This is a genomic window from Paenibacillus sp. GCM10028914, from assembly GCF_042666275.1.
GTDB lineage: Bacteria > Bacillota > Bacilli > Paenibacillales > Paenibacillaceae > Paenibacillus_AQ.
Window position 1 is genome coordinate 882,782 of the sequence record NZ_JBHTFO010000018.1, and the last position, 16,225, is coordinate 899,006.

Genomic DNA, 16,225 nt, shown 5'->3' on the forward strand with positions numbered 1-16,225 from the left:
AGGTCTTTCAAGAAAGCGCTTTAATTAAAAGGGAGGGTTCAGAATGGTTAAGATGAACAAAGCTTTTGGAAGAAAAGGACTCATACTTTTCACCGCATTAATGGCTGTTGTACTCGTAGTAAGTGGCTGTGGATCAGGAGGCAAATCCAGCTCCAAGAAGGAGAATTGGGTATCTATTGAAGATCGTTATACACCGGACGCGGAGAAACCGGCTTGGCAATTAGATAAGAAAGAAGAGACAACTGAACTGACTTGGTACGTGAACGCTGACTGGTGGAACACAGACTTTGGCAAAGACGTTGTAACGAAGAAAATCAAGGAAGATTTGAATATCAATATCAAATTTATTACGGGCGACGATACCAAATTGAATACTTTTTTTGCTGGCGGAGAGATGCCGGATCTGATCACAACGTTTGACTCCAACTCTCCGGTTGTTCAAAAAGCAGCCACATGGGCACTACCGTTAAATGATCTTGCTGAGAAATATGATCCTTATTTCAATAAAGTAGCAGCACAGGATACCATCAACTGGTTCCAATTGAAGGATGGAAAAACCTATGGATATCCGAATTACTCCAATACACAGGAAGATTATGATAGTGGAAATATACCTGCTAAAACCGCATTTATCATTCGTAAGGATGTATATGAAGCGTTAGGTAAACCTTCCATGGGCACAACAGAAGAATTTCAGGCTGTTCTCGGTGATATCAAAAAGCAATTCCCAGCATTGATTCCATTTGGTTTCAACTCTATTGGGGAAGGAACTGGATCGCTTGGTGACGTGTTTCAAGATTTTATCGGCGTACCGTTGGATGACGAGAATGGTGGATTCTACAACCGTAACCTGGATGAAGATTATCTGACTTGGGTGAAAACATTGAATTCGGTATACCGCAGCGGAGCTATTAGTGATGACAGCTTTGCTGATGACGGAACGACTTTTGAAGAGAAAGTAAAGGCAGGCAAATATGCAACGATCATGCTGGATGGTACACCACAGCAAGGCGGTAATCTGCAAAGTTTTTACAGTAACAATAAAGGCAAGGAGTACATTGCGATTGATGGGCCTCAAAGCACGGCTGGAAATGCTCCTACCCTGAATCAATCCGGTATCACAGGTTGGATGATCAGTTTTATTACGAAAAACAATGCAGACCCAGCTAAATCCATTCAGCTCTTTACGTACTTGTTAAGCGAAGAAGGACAAATGCTAATGAACTATGGTATCGAAGGCGAGACTTATCAAGTCAATGCGGATGGCACCGTGGAGTTCTTACCTGAAGTTAAGGAGCTTCAATTAAACAATCCAGATACCTTTAAAAAGGATTATCGTATGGGTGAGTTCATGTTCTTTGGTCATGATCGTCATAAAGCCCTCAGTGGAGATGCATTCCCGGAAGCTATCAAGCAAATGCAAGAGTGGGGCAAAGGAAAGCTGACACCGCACTTTATCTTGGAGAATATCAATCCTGATCAAGGGACACCGGAAGCACGCTCACTGACGGCTATCAATACGAAGTGGAACACAACACTTGTAAGTATGATTCGGTCGAAGGATGATGCTACATTAGATAGCCTTTTAAATGAATATAAGAAGTTTTTGGACGATAACAACTGGGATAAAATCATTGAAGTGCGCAACGAGAAGATGAAAGCGAATAAGGAAAAACTGGGGCTGAAATAAGCCAGGGGATAGGAAGAAATAAAGAAAACTGGAGGGAAACAACATGCTGGACATCACTATCTATCAGTCAAATGGTGAAGAAGAATTATTCATCCAGAAAACCAAGGAGCAGCTATCGCCTATATCTCAGGATGCGCAGCTGAAAACAGTTGTTATAGATGAAACGCAGACTTTTCAAGAACTGGATGGCTTCGGAGCTTCCTTTACGGATTCCTCTGCTTATCTGATACATCAGGTCCTGGATGCAGAACAGCGTTCAGAACTTATGACACAGTTGTTCGATGCGAAAGAAGGGATCGGATTGTCTGTTTTACGTCAACCGATGGGCGCATCTGATTATGCTCGTAACTTCTACAGTTATAATGATATGCCGGAGGACCAGTCCGATATAGAGCTGAAGCATTTCTCCATTTCACATGATGAAGAAGATATTATTCCTCTGCTTCAAGAAGCGCTGCGAATAAATCCTGAAATCAAGCTGATGGCTTCACCATGGAGTCCGCCGGGCTGGATGAAAACAAGCGGATCGATGATTGGCGGCGAGCTAAAGAAAGAATATTACTCGGTTTATGCTGATTACTTTGTACGTTATATTCAGGGGTATGCCACGAAGGGGCTATTTATCTATGCCGTTACGCCCCAGAACGAAGCACTCTATTCACCAGGACATTACCCTGGCATGATCATGCTGCCTGAAGAACAAAGTGATTTTATTAAAAATCATCTGAAGCCGCAATTCCTGAAAAACAATATCGACACGAAAATCCTCTGTTATGATCATAACTGGGATAAACCAGACTATCCACTCACAGTGCTGGAGCAAGCGGGTGATGCGGTGGATGGTGTCGCATGGCATTGGTATGGAGGCAAACCGTCTGCTCAATCGGAAGTATTCGAAGCATTCCCGAACAAGGAGGTTCATTTTACGGAAGGATCGGGCGGGGAGTGGATTCCACCATTTGAACAGGCTTTCTCCAATGTGATGCGTACGGGGATCGAAATTCTTCGGAACTATAGTAAATCCTATGTACTATGGAATATGGCCTTGGATGAGAAGAATGGACCAACTGTACCAGGATTCGGGAATAGCACCTGTCGTGGTATAGTGACCGTAAACCAGCAAACTATAGAGCTTACCTACACGCTCGATTACTATGCGTTGGCGCATTTCAGTAAATGTATAAGACCGAAAGCTGTGCGTATATCCTCATCCTCGAGCAGTGAGTTGATTCGATCGGTAGCGTTTAAAAATACAGATGGATCGATTGCGATTGTTTTGTTTAATGATAGTGAGGAGATGGAGAATGTATCTCTAAATTTGAAGGGCACAGAAATACTCACTTTCCGGCTTGAGTCTAAAAGTGCCTTGACTATGATGATGAAGGATGTTCACTCAGAATATATAAAATAATCATCATAAATGGATAGCACCGGAATAATTCAATTATTTTTAATGAAAATAAACTGCCAGTCGCCGATGAATTTCGGCAACTGGCAGTTTCATTTTGTTGTGTGTTCTTCTTCCTATTTCATCAATGGGAGTCTAACACAGCTAAGTAAAGGAAGAGAATGATATTAAGGAAGTACCTTCAGTACATCAGCCTCACCAGGTGTTTCGCCTAAAGTCCACCATTTGGCTTCATAGTTTACACCGTTATAAGTAACTTTGCTACCACCCACATAGGAAGTTGCTGCATTCCAATCCGGATAAGTTGCTGCTGCGTTAGATGTTGTAACTGTTACGACATTACTAGCGGACGATACATTACCTGCTGCATCTATAGCTTTAACTGTAAAGTCATAAGCCGTATTTGCAGTTAATCCATTCACCGTATAGTTTAATACAGAGCCAGCAACGCTGCCGGCCAGAGTGGATCCCTTATAAATATCGTATCCTGTTACACCAACATTATCACTTGCTGCACTCCATGATAACGCAACGCTTGTAGCTGTAGTGCTAGTAGACATCAAGTTTGCAGGAGCTGTAGGAGCTTGAGTATCTGGTGCAGGAGTTTCGCCTCCACCATCATTATTGTTTAGATTAACGTCAATCACTTGGTAAAATGCATTACCAGTATCTGAAATTTCCCATACGCCGAGAATCAGGTTATAACCACTGCGGTCTGTTGGAACATTACAAGTGTGTGATACTGTGAAATCTGGTCTTTTTCCACCATCATCGATAGAGCAGAACAGTTCCAGATCCGCACGAGCGAGAGGTTTGCTTGGATCCCAGCCTTTTTTCGTAATGTAATACTTCCATTCTTTCGTAGCATGTGCTGCAGTTAATTTCCAAGTGAATGTGTTTGCTCCGCCATTCATATCTACTTTCGCCCAGCGGGTTGGTGTTTGCTCATATAACTCAGGAAAAACGCCTGCGCCTGTAATTTCTCCATCAGCCGGTCCTGCAGCGGGAAAATTCCCTTTTGCTTCGAGTGATTGAGGTTCATATTGGATGTTTCCGCAGTTTGTATTCTCTCCGCTTTTACATAACGCAGCTCGGCTTGCAGGAGATTCAATATATCCATGAGCAGATGCGCTACTTGAGAAGATTGCCATAACGGCTAAGAACATTAGTGAGAAACCAAGAACCATGTAGACCGGATTCAAATGTAAGCGCTTGTAATTTTGTCCTGAAGAAATTGTCATTAACTATACCTCCTTGGATTTTAGAAAAATAGTGTTAGCTAATGATGCTAAGTAATGCTGTGTTATTCTTGTTGCGCTATCACCTCCGTCAAGTATAAAAAGAAGCTGGTAATTCTATATAAACTCTATTAAAGAGTCTATATTCCATCCAAGTTTGGAATCGATTGGAATTTATAATAACTATTCTTAAATAATCATTCAAATAAGTAAAGGGAGAATTACGTCTAAATTAGGGGGAATATCTTTTAATTTGTTGGTTTTTAAGAGGTTTTGACAGTGGTGTGACGTGATGAAATGACAATAAAAAGCCGAAATCCATGGATAGGATCTCGGCCAATAAGGGGTTATTGATGGTTCTTAATTTCTTTAATAATCCGATCGGAATTGAATAAATTCCATGGATGTACGTCCGGAGGAATTACTTCAATTCGTACTTCTTCTTTGGTTACGGGATGTGGAAATCCAACAAGTACCGACCATAGTGCTATTTGCTGACCAGATTTGCTGAATCCCTTACCATATCTTTGATCACCATAAAGAGGGCAGCCGGCATGGCTTAATTGAACTCGGATCTGATGGGGTCTTCCTGTATGTAGCTCCACCAGAACGAGACTAAGGCCGCCAGCAGTCTCCAGAACGGAATAATCAAGAATCGCTTCCTTGGCACCCTCAGTTCCTTTAGGAACAACGCTGACAGTATTACTGCGGCTGTCCTTGTAAAGTGTATCTATCAGCCGGCCTGTCTGTTGTTTCGGTCGTCCATGAACGACCGCTACATATAATTTCCTAAAGTTCCTGCTACGAACGGCTTCGGACAAACGAGAGGCCCCTTTAGAGGTTTTGGCGAATACCATAGCACCTCCGACAGGGCGATCAAGTCGGTGTACGAGTCCAAGAAATACATTTCCCGGTTTGTTGTAACGAACCTTTATATCTTCCTTGAGAATCGTGAGCATATCCGGATCTCCGGATGAATCCTCCTGTGATAGAATATTCACCGGTTTGCTGACGCCAAGGACGTGATTATCCTCATATATAATGGGTATCTCAGGATATTTGGCGTTCGTATACGTCATATCTTAAGACTCCCAACGGCCCAAAATTCCGCATGGAAGATTTAGACCGGAGTTAGTGATAGGAAGTCCAATCTCGCCTGCGCTTATGCTGCCACCGTATCTTGGCTGCATGGTCATGGACAGCATATTTTTCAATACAGTTGGCGAAATTCCAGTTGTATAGGAGTTGATCAGCATAAACAAAGGATTGTCTGACAAAATTTCAAGGCAGCTCTCAAGGAATGGATACAAACTTTGCTCCAGCTTCCATGTTTCCCCGCTCGGTCCTCGGCCGTAAGAAGGGGGATCCATAATGATCGCATCATATTTGTTACCACGGCGCTGCTCACGCTGCACGAATTTGAACACATCGTCTGTAATGAATCGAACAGGACGATCTGCGAGTCCAGACAAAGCTAAGTTTTCCTTCGCCCATTGCACCATGCCTTTTGCTGCATCAACGTGAACGACTTGTGCACCAGCATATGCAGCCGCTACAGTTGCTCCGCCAGTATAAGCGAACAGATTTAGCACGCGAATTGGACGACCAGCATCAGCAATTTTGTCCATCATCCAGCGCCAGTTAGCAGCCTGTTCCGGGAAAAGGCCAGTATGCTTAAAGTTTGTCGGACGAATGTGGAATTTCAGTTGGTCATAGGAGATGCTCCAGCGATCAGGCAACTGCTTCTTCATATCCCAATTCCCGCCACCTGACGAGCTGCGGTGATAATGGCCATGTACATTTCTCCATATTCCACTGTCATTGTGAAGCGGCCAAATAATTTGCGGGTCCGGACGACGCAGAATGACATCACCCCAACGTTCGAGCTTTTCTCCACCTCCGGTATCTATAACTTCATAATCTTTCCAATCATCAGCTAAATACATGTTGAAAACCATCCTTCAAATAGTCATTTAAGCTTTATTGTACAACATTTACTAAGGATATTGCCACAGCATCTGCTTGAGGTTTATTTGTTGAAGTTCTAGCGTTTAGATATTCCGGCCCTCATTATTCCTGGTTGAAAAATGCTTTGGAATAACGGAGTTCGCCCTTATAGCGATTCAGAGCTCCTGCTTGAACTTCATAAACCATAAATACTTCATCGGGTACCTCGAATTGCTTTAATTCAAAACCATAATCCACCGCTTTAACGAAATCAAATCGAGAATAGTACTCAGGGTGACCGATAAGAAATACTAAAGGAATATCAAACTGACGACATCTCTCTAGTCCTTCATGGATCAAAGCGCTACCGATACCTTTACGCTGATAAGAAGGATCTACAGCAAGCGGTGCGAGTCCAGCGACTTTGTAAGACTTCTGACCATCTATAAGCTGGGCGTAACTGAACATAATGTGACCCGTAATAGCTCCGTCATTGTCAGCAACAAGGGATAAATTCGGCTCGTAATCACCCTGTGCACGAATACGTTCAACAATATGAACCTCTTCATCTCCATTAAATGCATTTCGTAGCAGCTTATCGACTTGAGAGTAGTCTTGGACTTGTTCTGTTCTGATCATATTTATGTCCTCCTTAGGATTCTGGTTTGGTTTCAATGATTAGACCTTCTACATGTTTACGGTTCATTAGCTTACGCTTCTTACGGTTCTCTTTGCTTTCAAAAACAATATCTAGGTCATAGTCTTCCGGATATAAATCTTTGCCAGCAATATGAAGGCGCAGACGTTTGTGATTGATCTTGAATTTTTTCTTCTGAATGAGCACACCTATCGTACCTCGAGAATCCATCGTTTCACATACAATACCAGTCCGTTTCATTGAGGAAACATATACAAGATCTCCAAGTTGATAGGAGGGCGTGATCTTAGGAGGAGTCTCCTGTTGTTCTGCTTCCGCTCGAAGCGTTGATTTTGTCACTTTCTCCTCTGAACGCACACTCTTCTTATATTGCCCTTCACGTATGGAATCAGGAAGCGTCGTTTTGTCTGGGCATTCTGTTTTATCCGCAGATATACTGTCGGGTCTGAAGAGGATGCTTTCATGACTTCTTCCAGCTTCGGCTATTTCGCGAGAACGAGTGATGATGGCTTCTGGAATTCCTAGCTTCTCAGCAATGACAAAAGCGTAACTTTGTCCAGCTTCACCGATTTTTAATCGATATTTCGGTTCAAGTGTTTCCGTATCAAACTCCATTCGTGCGTTCTCGAAACCTGAGGTTACAGTAGCAAAGTTCTTGATTTCGGTAAAGTGGGTTGTTACCACGACCGTTGATCTGCGTCGATAAAGCTCTTCAAGCACAGCAATCGAAAGTCCGACCCCTTCCCCTGGGTCAGTGCCTGAAGCCATTTCATCCAGCAGAATCAATGTTTTGTCATTTGCAGTTTGTAAAATATGATTGACGTTTCTGATATGCGCTGAGAAGGTGCTTAGGGCATGCTCTATACTCTGCCCATCACCGATATCGACGGAGATTTGTTCAAATACGCTACACACACTACCTTCATCTACAGGAATGAGCAGTCCTGATTGTACCATCATCGTTAATAGACCAACCGTTTTTAGTGTTAAAGTCTTACCACCTGTATTCGGTCCGGTGATGATAAGGGACTTATAGTCATGGCCAATCTCAAAATCGAGCGGAACCATTTCTGAACCGAGCAGGGGATGCGTCGCCTGTTTGAGAGCGATGATTCCTTGATCATTAAGCTTTACATCTCTTCCACCGATCATTAACGCATATTTTCCTCTTGCCATAATAAAATCGTACATTCCTACGGTATCTGCATTTAATTTTAATTCGTGAGCGTATTTCTCTGCCAGCGCGGTTAGATCACTAAGAACTTTAGTTTCTTCACGTGCTTCATCCGAACGTAGATAACTTAGTTCCATCTGGAGACTAGATACATCGTTAGGTTCAATGTAGACTGTCTGGCCACTTGCAGATTCATCAAGCACGACTCCATTTACAAGCCTGCGATGTTCTTTCTTTATTGGAAGAACATATCTTCCATTACGTTTACTAACTAGACTTTCCTGCATAATATCGCGGTATTTATGGAGCAAGCTATCCAGTTTTCGCTTTATGCGTTCTTCGGACACCATTATTTTTTTGCGGATTTTCGCTAAGTCTTTACTTGCAGCATCGACTACACGGCCACTGTAAATACATCGTTCAATTTCTGATAGAAGGGACGAAAGCTCATACATCGACGAAGCGTATGCAGCGATAGTAGGAGCGATATCACTTTTATTAGCCATATAACGAATCAGTTGCTTGCAGCTACGCAGAAATTGTTGAATATGGGAAAAGTCTCGTTCACTAAGCACATAACCTGTTCCTAACAGTTGCAGGACGGGTTCGATTCCTTCCAGTGATGGGATAGGCACACTAGCACCGGCACGGAGTAATGCTCCTGCTTCATGGGTCTGATCAAGCTGATGACGTATTGTTTTAAGCTGTGTAAGTGGCTGCATGTTTCGAATGTGTTCTTTTCCAAGATAAGAGACAGCGAAACGTTCTAGTTCACTTTTTACCTTGTCGTATTGCAGTTGTTTTAAAGTTGATGAATTCATTGATTTCCAGCTCCTTATTAATATTCTTTAATCTGTATGTTCCTTGAAACAGCCCGGAAAACAAAAAAAAGGCAGAGAATGAACCTTAGGTTCACTCTCTGCCTTTAGATCGGCCATCCTATATTTTCGACATCACGATAGAAATAGGCTTTGAGCGCTAAATAATCAGCCATATTCCTAAAAAATCCGTGCTGAACTGTCAGCACGGATGAATAGACGCCAAAAAACAGGATAGACCTCCCGGGCTTCAATTGATATCCGCAGTTCTTAACTAATTGCATAGATGGAAAAATCCATAAGAAAATAGACATAGCCATTTCGGACTATGAACAAACCAAGGAATTTCCAATCTTATGAAATTTGGTTAGTTAAGAACGCTCACCGACATCAAAATCTCTCCTTATAAGAGGGTATGGCTTTAATATATGTTTTTTTATTCGTAAAAGTCAAGATGGATAACCGTAAACCTGCAGATAAAACCTTTTCAATATTTCCCATGTCATAAATAGGTATCGAAAAAGTATCAAATTGACTTCAAATAGTTACAATCTATTCATATTTTCACGAAACGGACACAATTTAGACGTAAATTCCCCTTTAAGATATGTTAACTTTATATAAGTCACTTGGTCTACAAACAGCTGAATCCAGTCGAGCATAACGTCTGGTACGGGGGAGCTTTATATGGGGTGAATGTTTATCCGATAAACTAGGGAATACCTCTTCCCGAATCCGTCAACTAACCTCGGAAGCAACAGGGAGGATAACATCATGAATAACATACTGAAAAAAATGCTATTAACTGGGGCGATTGTAGCTTCTACATTTGTTCTTAGTCCTGATTTTGCTAGTGCAGCTACATCTTCTATCAAAGTTCAAATCAATGATTCATTAGTTAATTTTCCAGATCAGACTCCATTCGTTGACAGTAATGGATATACTCAAGTACCGATTCGTATGATTGGTGATAAGCTAGGAGCTACAGTTAAATATGAGAAGGTCAACTCATACATAGTTAAAGTAACGATTAAAAAAGGCAGCAAAACGATCGTATTGAAATCCAATTCCAGCAGTGCTTTTGTGAACTCAAAAGAAGTTAAAATGGATACGAAGATGCGAGTTATTGGAGGACGTACATTTGTACCACTTCGTTTTGTAACCGATGTTTTCGGATTCACGTTGAATTGGGATTCGAAGAACAATATTGCTATGTTAAGCACAGATGGAAAAACCTATAAACCTGCTTATACTGCATCTGCTACAAGCACTTCTAAAGGAAAGCAAGTTGTAGCAGAAGCTAAGAAGCATCTAGGCGTTAAATATGTATGGGGCGGTTCTTCGCCATCCACAGGATTCGATTGCTCCGGTTTTATTAAATATGTGTATGGAAAAATGGGCGTTAGTCTGCCTCACAGTTCCATTTCATTGCACGAAAATCACGGAACACCTGTTTCGAAGAGCAATCTGAAAGAAGGAGATCTTGTATTCTTTATTACGAATAAAGTTTCGACATCTCACGTAGGTATTTATATTGGTAATAATGAATTTATTTCCGCTACTAGCAAAGGAATTACGATTGCAAATTTAAACAGCTCCTATTGGGGTCCTAAATATAATGGTGCAAATCGAATCTTCTAGTGGTGTTCATAACGAATTAAAGGGTTGTCCCCTGACAATCATCTAAAGATGACTGTCAGAGGACAATCCTTTTTTGTTTCTATAAATCTCAGATTGTTAATGTAACAGATCCCGATCTTCGGGAAATTTGTTGAAATGATGGGCAGCGTAAGAACAAGAAGGATTAATTTTTAAGCCTTCGGCTCTGGCATACTCGATTACTTTTCGAATTAGCTGTTCGGCAATTCCTTTGCCTCGTAAAGAAGGAGAAACAAAGGTGTGGTCAATGTTAATCACATGGTCACCTAGAGACGAATATGTAATTTCAGCGACTGTATTTCCATTTTCACCTATGAAAAAACGTCCTTGTTCGGACTGAATATCTTGCATTAACCTAAACCTCCTCTTGGATATACCTAGTATTTACTTATACCCGTATGTTCTGTTCGTCAAACCTTCATGAATAGGCATACACCCTTTCATGGGCGTGCGCATATAGTGAGAGCAAGGATAATACGAAGGAGTGAATGTATGACGACATATCCGAGTCACCAAGTCGTATACGAATGCGACCAACATATTGCGAACTCTATGCTTAAACACAAGGAAAACGTCCACCATACGATGAAAAATGCAATGAATCGTAAAGTACGAGTGCAGACGGTAGATCATGAAGTCATCGAAGGAATTGTTGTAGGTGTAGATACAAAATATGTATATTTGAACATTGATCCAGGAAGTACACGTGGATTTTACCCTGGTTACCCACCACCGCGGCCACCATTTCATCCAGGCTATCCGCCACCACGGCCACCGTATCCAGGATTCAATCCAATCCTTCCATTAGCGTTGTTTAATTTGTTAACCATTAGCCTGCTTTGGTAATAATGGCTAGCAGATTGGGATGAACGAAAAGCCTGTGGATTTTTAAAGCGTATATCAAACGAAAATAATCGCAACAACGCCGCCCATTGGAGAAATAGGCGGCGTTGTTGCATTCATATTATATAGTGGGCATTTTGTCTGCAAGTGTATATACCATTACCCTGCTTGCAGGTTTTTCGAAATAATATATATTTACTTGGAGCATTAGCAGACTCTACGGAGCGTTTATTGTATTTTTACATATGGGACGGCATTATAAAAACCAGAGGTGGTCTAGATGGATAGCAGTCAAATCGGTAAATTGATCCGTTCACTACGAGTGGAAAAGAACATGACCCAATTACAGCTTGCTACACGAATGAATATCAGTGATAAAGCCGTTTCAAAATGGGAGCGTGGACTTGGGAATCCAGATGTTTCTCTTTTGCCGGAGCTTTCTGAAATACTGGGTGTCAATATTGAAAAAATATTGGCTGGCGATTTGCAGCCAAATGAGGATGATCGAGGAAATATGAAAAGAACTAAGTTTTTTGTCTGTCCCAATTGTGGTGGAGTCCTGACTTCTGTAGGAGATGCAGAAATATCCTGTTGTGGGCGAAAACTCGATAAGTTGGAGCCGAAGACTACAGATCAAGAGCATTGTTTACATGTAGAGGAAATAGAGTTTGATTACTACATCACATTTTCTCATGAAATGACACGGACACATTACATCAGCTTTATTGCTTATGTTACGCCTGATAAGATGCTCTTAACACGGCTCTATCCAGAGCAAGGGCCAGAAATCCGAATCCCTAAAATGTACGGTGGTACTTTGTATTTCTATTGTACACAGCATGGGTTGTGGAGGAGTCAACCGTGAACAGAACATGAGAAACAATCAATATGATACCACTTGAAAATTTTAATGAACAGCTACTACACGAGATGTATAATCCAAAGGAATGGCTGTAAGTAAAAGGAGCTATTATGAAAAAAGCACTTATTGTTATTGACATGCAGATTATGCCTTTTGTTTGGAAAGATTATGGTGGTAAACCGCTAAGTAATGAACAGGAACTGATCGAACACACAAAGAATTTGCTTACAAAGGCTAGGCGGGCCAATGCACCTGTTTTCTATATTTTGTATACTGAGAAAGGTGATTCTCCACGAGCTGAGAATCAACCTTTATGGCAAGTGCATCCAGAGGTTGCTCCATATGAAAATGATATACAAATAATTAAGTATCATGCGGATTCGTTTTTGAACACTGACTTGGAAAAAGAGCTTCGGAACAGGGGAATTACCAATTTGGTTTTTTGTGGTGTGCAAACTGAATACTGCGTAGATGCTACCGTTAAAAGCGCATATTCTCTTGGCTTTACTTGCGAATTAGCTTCGGATGTTCATAGTACATATGATTATGAGAATTTATCTGCGGAGCAAATAATTATTCATCATAATCATATTCTATCTACGTTATCTGCGGTCTGCGAGGAAAGCCAAATAAACTTCTGACTTAGCACAATCAACTAGCGAGTAAGAAAATACAAGTTGAATATGTATCTTGCCCGGCGGTTAATAAGAAAAGCACAGGCTGGCCGTGTTGAGTAATGCTCATTATATAGCATAAATCAACAAAAAGTAGACGGTTTAAAAATCGTCTGCTTTTTTGTTGCGCCCTATTTTCATTTTATCGCTCGAATAAACGAGTAGGCAGTTTCCATAAACCGGCTTGCCTCATGTCGTGTCGCTCCATGAGATGGTTGAAAGCTAACTTTTACTGTGCCGATTGTGCAGGCTGCTCGACTTTCTGCCAGAACCTAAGGGCCGGATTTTCAATATCGTTATTAACATTTGACCTGTTGCGAAAATCCAAATTCATATATAATTCGTATAACATTGATTTCATGCACTGAATAATTGGCGGTTAATCGCAGGAAGGTATCAAATCTATCCGATGAAAGTGGTGAATTTATGGATGATCAAAGAAATATAATCATTCCAGAAACAGCAGAGAAAATTAAAGTTATGGCCAATGAAAAAGGGTTCACCATGTCCTGTGATAATTTGACGGGTAACTTATTAAGAATGCTTGTTTCGGCAAAATCAAAAGCTCGTATTTTGGAATTAGGTACGGGTGCCGGTTATTCTACGACATGGATTTTAGAAGGTATGGACGATCAGTCGGTCCTTACTACCGTTGAGTTTGATGAACAATTTGCTAGTATTGCAAAAGAATCCATTCAGGATCCTAGAGTGGACTTTCATGTATGCGACGGCGGAGTGTTTATTGAGGAGAATCGTGATAAGAAGTTTGATATTATTTTTGCGGACACTTGGCCTGGTAAGTTCTATTTGCTCGAAGAAGTGTTAGATATGGTGCAGCCCAATGGAATCTACATAATCGATGATTTAAATCAGCAGCCAAACTGGCCTGATGGTCATGAAGCTAAGGTCGAAGCATTAATTGAACAGCTTGAGCAGAGAAAGGATTTTCATCTGCTTAAATTAGATTGGTCAACAGGGATTATCATCATGACGAAAAAATAAAGATAAAAGAGGTATTGAATTGAAAAGGCATATTGTATTTGACTTTGATGGGACATTAGTGAATTCCGTTGAAGTTGTTGTGAAAGTTTATAATGAGCTTGCCGACCAGTATAAGTTTAATAAGATAGATCCAACCGAATACCGAAATATGATGAACCTCTCATTAAGAGAGAAGATTAAGGTATTGAATGTTCCGATGTTTAGAGTTCTATTAATTAGAAAGTTTAGTCGGGATTTTAAGAGCAAGTATAAACTCCATTTAAAGTCACTTCTATTTTTTGAAGGCATGCGAGAAATCATTAATAAATTGAGTGAGAAGGGATATACCATATCGATTATTACTTCAAACTCAGAATCCAACATAATTGAATACATGGAGCATCAAGGAGTAGCCTGCATTACACAGGTCAAGTCCTCGAATGGTCTATTCGGTAAAGATAAATCGCTCAGACAGTATATGAGAACTAATCGTTTGTCTAGTAAAGACTTATTATACATAGGCGATGAAGTGCGGGATATTCAGGCGTGTAAGAAAATGAATGTCGAGGTCATTGCGGTAACTTGGGGGATGGATTCAAAACAAGCTTTGCTATCTGAACATCCGAATTATATCGCAGAAAACCCGAATGAAGTATTGGATATCATAGTACAAGCATAACCACTCTAATTTAGGAGGGTAAATTTATGATATTGGAAGTTGCCATTTTGAATATTAAACCAGGTTTAACACCGTCTTTTGAGAAGGCTATCAAAGAAGCATCGGCGATAATAGCCAGCATGAAGGGTTATATCAGTCATGAAGTACAAGAATGTATAGAAGACGATCATAAATACATCTTACTTGTAAAGTGGGAAAGTCTAGAAGATCATACAATTGGGTTTAGGGGTTCAGCGGAGTATCAAGAGTGGAAGAGCATGCTGCATCATTTTTATGATCCTTTTCCAACGGTAGAGCATTATGAAGTGATAGGGGATTAAGAGGAAGCAAAAAGGGATTCTCAGAGAATTTGGAGGTAAATCCATGAAGTTTAAAGTTCCGAAAGATGAGATTCTTATACCCTTGCAGCATATCTCTAAAATAGCTAATTCCAAGTCAATACCTATACTTAGCGGCGTTTTTATTACGGTAGATCCCGAGCTAATGATATTAGTCGGTGGAGATTCCAATAATATGATGAGATACGAGCTAAGTAAAGATAAGTTTACATTTATGAAATCAGGTTCAGTTGTTTTACCTATTGACAAGCTGTTTGAAATTATTAAGAAAATGGACGAGGATTGGATTCAGGTAGAGTTATTAGAAAACGATTGTGTTCATATCGTCTCAGGAGATTCGAATTTTAGACTTGTTGGAATGGATGCGGGCGAATATCCTCAAGTGCGTCTGGACCATAGTGGTATACCGATTGAATTAAATGGAGAGGTTTTAAAAGTTTTGATTAACCAAACTATTTATGCTGTTTCTTCTCGCGAAGATAACCCCTTATTAACGGGTGTTCATATTAAACTGAATGATAAATCGGTTTGTTTTACGGCTTGTGACAGACATCGTGTAGCAAGAATGACCGTGATGTTAGCCAGCGGAGTATCTGCAGAGAATATAATATCAGGTAAAGCTTTAGTTGATATTAAACATATTCTTAAAGATGATTTACCTGTACATATCAATTTTCTCGAGCAACGTATGCTTTTCAAACAAGGATCACTCACCTATGCGGTAACTCCTATGGAAGGAAAGTATCCTAATATCGAAAAGATGATCAGCATGGAATCAAGCTCCAAAGTGGTTGTATCGACCCCCAAATTATTACGTTCGCTTGAAAGATCCATGATCATCTCTGATAGCAGTATGGGGTTCATTACGACCATGCAAATAAATAATGATCACCTTAGGATATCTTGTCAGAGTGATAATGGATATATGGATGAGAATATTGTTTTAGAAAGTGCCACTAACGACATTTTCGAGATTAAATGTAATGTTAAATTTGCCCTGGATGCTTTAAAGACGATAAGAACAGAGAAGACAGCTATTCATTACAACCGCAATCAAAAGCTAATCGTGTTCAAGCCGCATGAACAGGAGAGTGCTTTGCACTTAATTATGGGTGCTTTGAAATAGTTATCGATGCGTTAACCATTCAAAAAACAGCCAAAGAAACATATGGCTGTTTTTTTGTGTTTAGAAGCTTTTTTTTAATGAATATCCGCATCAGTAAAATAAATTGATTCTGTTTACAAACTATATACAT

General features: G+C 40.5%; 17 protein-coding genes and 1 riboswitch. Of the genes, 10 read left to right on the forward strand and 7 right to left on the reverse strand.

The genetic code is table 11. The features are described 5' to 3' along the window. The first annotated feature begins 43 nt into the window (after nucleotides 1-43). Nucleotides 44-1,690 (forward strand): type 2 periplasmic-binding domain-containing protein, encoded by a 1,647-nt coding sequence (locus ACFQV5_RS24750; protein WP_379251026.1) that lies wholly within the window; start codon nucleotides 44-46, stop codon nucleotides 1,688-1,690. A gap of 43 nt (nucleotides 1,691-1,733) precedes the next feature. Further along, nucleotides 1,734-3,101, forward strand: coding sequence for a glycoside hydrolase family 30 protein (locus ACFQV5_RS24755; protein ID WP_379251028.1), 1,368 nt, complete (start codon nucleotides 1,734-1,736; stop codon nucleotides 3,099-3,101). A gap of 164 nt (nucleotides 3,102-3,265) precedes the next feature. On the opposite strand, the gene ACFQV5_RS24760 is transcribed toward ACFQV5_RS24755, so the two are convergent. From ACFQV5_RS24760 to ACFQV5_RS24785, 6 genes are all read right to left on the reverse strand, one after another. Then, the gene (locus tag ACFQV5_RS24760; protein ID WP_379251030.1) at nucleotides 3,266-4,339 is read right to left on the reverse strand and encodes a lytic polysaccharide monooxygenase; all 1,074 of its coding nucleotides are present in this window, start codon (nucleotides 4,337-4,339) and stop codon (nucleotides 3,266-3,268) included. A 344-nt stretch (nucleotides 4,340-4,683) separates the two neighbouring features. Continuing rightward, a complete protein-coding gene (locus tag ACFQV5_RS24765; protein WP_379251032.1) occupies nucleotides 4,684-5,415 on the reverse strand; it encodes an RluA family pseudouridine synthase in 732 nt (243 codons plus the stop codon). A gap of 3 nt (nucleotides 5,416-5,418) precedes the next feature. Beyond that, nucleotides 5,419-6,282, reverse strand: coding sequence for a class I SAM-dependent methyltransferase (locus tag ACFQV5_RS24770; protein ID WP_379251034.1), 864 nt, complete (start codon nucleotides 6,280-6,282; stop codon nucleotides 5,419-5,421). A 124-nt stretch (nucleotides 6,283-6,406) separates the two neighbouring features. After that, the gene (locus ACFQV5_RS24775) at nucleotides 6,407-6,922 is read right to left on the reverse strand and encodes a GNAT family N-acetyltransferase (RefSeq protein ID WP_379251036.1); all 516 of its coding nucleotides are present in this window, start codon (nucleotides 6,920-6,922) and stop codon (nucleotides 6,407-6,409) included. Nucleotides 6,923-6,935: 13 nt separating this feature from the next. Continuing rightward, the gene (locus ACFQV5_RS24780) at nucleotides 6,936-8,936 is read right to left on the reverse strand and encodes an endonuclease MutS2 (RefSeq protein WP_379251038.1); all 2,001 of its coding nucleotides are present in this window, start codon (nucleotides 8,934-8,936) and stop codon (nucleotides 6,936-6,938) included. 104 nt (nucleotides 8,937-9,040) lie between these two features. Continuing rightward, the gene (locus tag ACFQV5_RS24785) at nucleotides 9,041-9,217 is read right to left on the reverse strand and encodes a hypothetical protein (protein WP_379251040.1); all 177 of its coding nucleotides are present in this window, start codon (nucleotides 9,215-9,217) and stop codon (nucleotides 9,041-9,043) included. A gap of 348 nt (nucleotides 9,218-9,565) precedes the next feature. Beyond that, a riboswitch (cyclic di-AMP (ydaO/yuaA leader) is annotated at nucleotides 9,566-9,703 on the forward strand. 4 nt (nucleotides 9,704-9,707) lie between these two features. Between ACFQV5_RS24785 and ACFQV5_RS24790 the strand changes: the two genes are divergently transcribed. After that, the gene (locus ACFQV5_RS24790; protein ID WP_379251042.1) at nucleotides 9,708-10,574 is read left to right on the forward strand and encodes a C40 family peptidase; all 867 of its coding nucleotides are present in this window, start codon (nucleotides 9,708-9,710) and stop codon (nucleotides 10,572-10,574) included. A 96-nt stretch (nucleotides 10,575-10,670) separates the two neighbouring features. Here the strand turns inward: ACFQV5_RS24790 and ACFQV5_RS24795 are convergent, their stop codons facing one another. Then, nucleotides 10,671-10,943 carry a GNAT family N-acetyltransferase gene (locus ACFQV5_RS24795; protein ID WP_379251043.1) on the reverse strand — a complete coding sequence of 91 codons (273 nt, stop codon included), beginning with the start codon at nucleotides 10,941-10,943 and terminating at the stop codon, nucleotides 10,671-10,673. A 141-nt stretch (nucleotides 10,944-11,084) separates the two neighbouring features. Here ACFQV5_RS24795 and ACFQV5_RS24800 point away from each other — a divergent pair, with 141 nt between their 5' ends. From ACFQV5_RS24800 to dnaN, 7 genes are all read left to right on the forward strand, one after another. Beyond that, entirely contained in the window at nucleotides 11,085-11,438 is a 354-nt protein-coding gene (locus ACFQV5_RS24800) for a hypothetical protein (RefSeq protein WP_379251045.1), read from the forward strand. A gap of 277 nt (nucleotides 11,439-11,715) precedes the next feature. Next, nucleotides 11,716-12,300 carry a helix-turn-helix domain-containing protein gene (locus ACFQV5_RS24805; protein WP_379251047.1) on the forward strand — a complete coding sequence of 195 codons (585 nt, stop codon included), beginning with the start codon at nucleotides 11,716-11,718 and terminating at the stop codon, nucleotides 12,298-12,300. A 107-nt stretch (nucleotides 12,301-12,407) separates the two neighbouring features. Then, nucleotides 12,408-12,938, forward strand: coding sequence for a cysteine hydrolase family protein (locus ACFQV5_RS24810; RefSeq protein ID WP_379251049.1), 531 nt, complete (start codon nucleotides 12,408-12,410; stop codon nucleotides 12,936-12,938). A gap of 459 nt (nucleotides 12,939-13,397) precedes the next feature. Continuing rightward, nucleotides 13,398-13,973 carry an O-methyltransferase gene (locus ACFQV5_RS24815; RefSeq protein ID WP_379251051.1) on the forward strand — a complete coding sequence of 192 codons (576 nt, stop codon included), beginning with the start codon at nucleotides 13,398-13,400 and terminating at the stop codon, nucleotides 13,971-13,973. Between the two features lie 19 nt (nucleotides 13,974-13,992). Beyond that, the gene (locus tag ACFQV5_RS24820; protein WP_379251053.1) at nucleotides 13,993-14,631 is read left to right on the forward strand and encodes an HAD hydrolase-like protein; all 639 of its coding nucleotides are present in this window, start codon (nucleotides 13,993-13,995) and stop codon (nucleotides 14,629-14,631) included. A gap of 26 nt (nucleotides 14,632-14,657) precedes the next feature. Further along, on the forward strand, nucleotides 14,658-14,951 hold the full coding sequence (locus ACFQV5_RS24825; RefSeq protein ID WP_379251055.1) for an antibiotic biosynthesis monooxygenase family protein: 294 nt from the start codon (nucleotides 14,658-14,660) through the stop codon (nucleotides 14,949-14,951). Nucleotides 14,952-14,994: 43 nt separating this feature from the next. Then, nucleotides 14,995-16,095 carry a DNA polymerase III subunit beta gene (gene dnaN, locus ACFQV5_RS24830; protein WP_379251058.1) on the forward strand — a complete coding sequence of 367 codons (1,101 nt, stop codon included), beginning with the start codon at nucleotides 14,995-14,997 and terminating at the stop codon, nucleotides 16,093-16,095. Nucleotides 16,096-16,225 lie beyond the last annotated feature (130 nt).